The organism is Kitasatospora sp. NPDC093558 (assembly GCF_040683475.1).
In the GTDB taxonomy this organism is placed as follows: Bacteria; Actinomycetota; Actinomycetes; order Streptomycetales; family Streptomycetaceae; genus Kitasatospora.
In genome coordinates this window covers 1-3,111 of the sequence record NZ_JBFBDY010000692.1, presented here as the reverse complement: position 1 = coordinate 3,111, position 3,111 = coordinate 1, and the positions used below count along the sequence as shown (strand labels likewise).

Genomic DNA, 3,111 nt, shown 5'->3' with positions numbered 1-3,111 from the left:
GCTGGCTGGCTGGCTGGCTGGCTGGCTGGCTGGCTGGCTGGCTGGCTGGCTGGCTTGCCGAGGGTGCGCTACCACACCGCAGCTGTCCCCGTCGGGGGTGCCCGGGCACCGGCTCGGCGTGAGAGGGGCGGTCCTGCGGAGGCATAGGGGCGATCGTAACCGCCCGTGCGGCACGGCGGGCCATGACCCGGGGCGTCAGTGCGGGCCCCGGGTGGGCGGCGGCGGGATCGGGCCCGAGGACTTGAGGGTCTGCAGGACGGGCGCGGACTCCAGGGCGGTGATGCCCGGGATCGCGGCGAGGCGACGGGTGAGGTAGCGGTGCAGGTCGGCCGGGTCGGCGCACAGGGCGGTGGCGGCGAGGTTGGTGCGGCCGGTCGTGGCGGCGACGAAGGCGAGTTCGTGGTGGCCGGCGAGCGCGCGGGCGACGCCGTCCAGCTCGGAGGGCGCGACGGTCATCCAGAGGAGCGCCTGCATGCCGGCGCCGAGCAGGCGGGGGGCCAGCTCGACGTCGAGGAAGACGCTGCCGTCGGCCCGGAGTTCGGCGAGGCGGCGGGCGACCGTCGCGGGGGTGCGGCCGGTGGCGGCCGCGAGGTCGCCGAGGGCGGCACGGCCGTCGTGGTGGAGCGCGGTGAGCAGCGCCCGGTCGGCCATGTCCAGACCCGGCGGGGAGGGCGAAGCGAGTACGGGCGTTGGCGGCCGTAGCCGGGCTTGCTGGTCCTCGCTGAGCGTGCAGGCCCCGCCCGGCCAGACGGTGGGGCCGCCCCGGTAGGTGTGCAGCAGGCAGTGGGCGGACACGGCCGTGACGGTGGCCGTCCGCGGAATGTCCCGCAGGAGCAAGGCGTGCCCGTCGTCGCCGGGCGCGGTCTCGACGGTCGCGGCGATCTCGGTGCCGCCCGAGGTGAGGTGCACCCAGGCCGTGTCACCGCGCCGCACCAGGGCCCGGGCAACGCTCTGCGCGGCGTGCGGACCGGCGGTGAGGCGCAGCAACCACTGCGTACGGCCGGCCCGCCACGGATCGGCGAGACCGACGACCCGCAAGCCCGCCTCGGCCCGCAGCCGCCGGTAACGGCGGGCGACGGTCTGCGGCGAGACGCCGAGCACGGCGGCGACACGGCTGAACGGGGCACGGCCGTCGATCCGCAGAGCGTGGACGAGTGCGCGGTCGAGCTCATCGAGCATGCGTGACTCCCAGGTTCTCGACATCCGCTACGGGGTCGAGGCCCCGATTCTGCCGGTCGGTCAGGTGCCGTCAGCGCCGCACCCCGCCTGCCAGGCCCCGGCCCCGACGGCCGTCCCCGGCTCGTGGCCCGGACGCGTGTCCCGCCGGTCCGCCACGACGCGAGCCGGCACGGGTCCGGACTCCGCCGGAGTCGGGCCCGCGGCGTACCTTGGCCGCCGCCCGCGCCCGCGTCGGCCGGCCCCCGGATCGTCGGCCGTGCTCGCTTTGCCCGTGGCCGTATTCGCGCGCGCCGGCGTCGGTTGCGCCCCCCCGGGCTTCGCCCGTGCGCATGGCCCGCCGGTCCGCCGGGATGCGGGCCGGAGCGAGGGTTGGTTGCGGTGCCGGCCTGGGCTCTGCCGCGGGCGCGCCTTGGCCGGCGCTGGTGACCGCCTTCGCCCGCTCCCCGCGTCGGCCGGCCGCTCCCCGCGCCGTCGCCTGTGCGCATGGCCTTTGGGGCTGTCATGACGTGGGTTGGCGCGGGTCCGGGTTCTGCCGGGGTCGGGTCTGCGGGCGTGCCTTGGCCGTCGCCCGCCCATCGCCCGTGCCCCGTCCGCGCCTTGGCTGTCGCCCGCCCGCGTCGCCCCACGTCCTCGGTGGGGGCCGGGTCGGGCGGTTGCCCGTGCGCAGCGCCCGTCCGGCTGTTGGTCCGTGAGGTGGGGACGAGTGCGTGGTCGAGCTCATCGGGCGTGCGTGGCTTCCACGGTTTCGGCGGCTGGTTGCGGCGCGACCTCCGCTGCTGGCGCGCTGCCCGCGCGCATCGCCCGGCCGACCGCCGCAACCACCGCCAGCGCAGCCAGACCCGCCCAACAGGCGCGCTGCGCCCCGTCGGTGTCCGCCGACGTGAGGTAGATCCGGCCGAGTGCGGCGACGCCTACGGTGGTGCCTAGTTGTTGGACGGCGTTGAGGAGTCCGGCGGCGGAGCCGATCTCCTGCGGGCGGAGCGGCTGCAGGGCGGCGGAGAAGAACGAAGGTGTGAACAGGCCCTGCCCGATGCCGACGACCGCGAGCGCGCACGGCAGCAGCACCCGGTGGCTGCTCGCGCCGAACGCCCCGGCCGTCGCCAGGATGCCCGCCGCCAGGACCGCGAGCCCGGCGTCGCGCACCCGCGACCCGTACCGGTGGACCAGGTACGCGCCGGCGCACCAGGACGCCGCCGCCATCCCGGCCGAGCAGGGCAGGAGCGTTAGCCCGGCGGTCAACGCGTCGGCTCCGGAGGCGACTTGGAGCTGGAGGACGACGACGAGGGTGAGCCCGGTGCCGACCCCGAAGAAGAGGGCGGAGCACACCAGCGCGGCCGGGAACCGGGCGGACCCGAAGAGGCTGGTCTCGACGAGGGTGCCGCGCCCGCTCCGCGCGCCACGGCGCTGGTGGGCCGCGAAGGCCACCGCGATCGCGCAGCCGGCGGCGAGTGAGGCGAGCGACGAGGCATCCGTCAGTCCGCTGCCGGAGCGCAGCAGCGGGAGGACGAGCAGGGCGGTCGCGAGTACGGCGAGTGCGGTGCCCGCGGGGTCGAGGCCGGGGCGCCGCGGTGCGCGGTCCTCGGCGAGGAGCGGGGCGAGCGCGAGGACGGCGAGCGAGAGCGGGACGTTGACCAGGAAGACCGCCCGCCACGAGGACCCGAACAGGTCGGCGTGCGTGAGCACCCCGCCCAGGACCGGACCGCACACGGCCGCCAGGCCCATCACCGGGCCGATGCTGCCGAGTGCCCTGGCCGTGTCGTCGCCGCGGAACATCGCCTTGATGAGCCCGATGGTCTGCGGCACGATCAGCGCGGCTGCCGCGCCCTGGACGGCACGGAAGGCGATCAGCGCGCCGAGGGTGGGTGCGGCGGCGCAGGCCAGGGAGGCGAGCAGGAAGCCGGCCACCCCGACGCGGAACACCCGCCGCCGCCC

At 76.8% G+C, this 3,111-nt stretch carries 2 protein-coding genes; both read right to left on the bottom strand.

The window, feature by feature from the left end:
- Nucleotides 1–195 precede the first annotated feature (195 nt).
- Entirely contained in the window at nt 196–1,179 is a 984-nt protein-coding gene (locus tag AB0O00_RS33835) for an Lrp/AsnC family transcriptional regulator (RefSeq protein WP_363658381.1), read from the bottom strand.
- 717 nt (nt 1,180–1,896) lie between these two features.
- Nucleotides 1,897–3,111, bottom strand: a 1,215-nt coding sequence (locus AB0O00_RS33830; protein ID WP_363658379.1) for an MFS transporter, incomplete at its 5' end; no start/stop codon positions are given.

What these genes read in the sequence shown, in the direction of transcription:
- AB0O00_RS33835 (WP_363658381.1), bottom strand. Translation starts at nt 1,179, where the DNA reads ATGCTCGATGAGCTCGACCGCGCACTCGTCCACGCTCTGCGGATCGAC.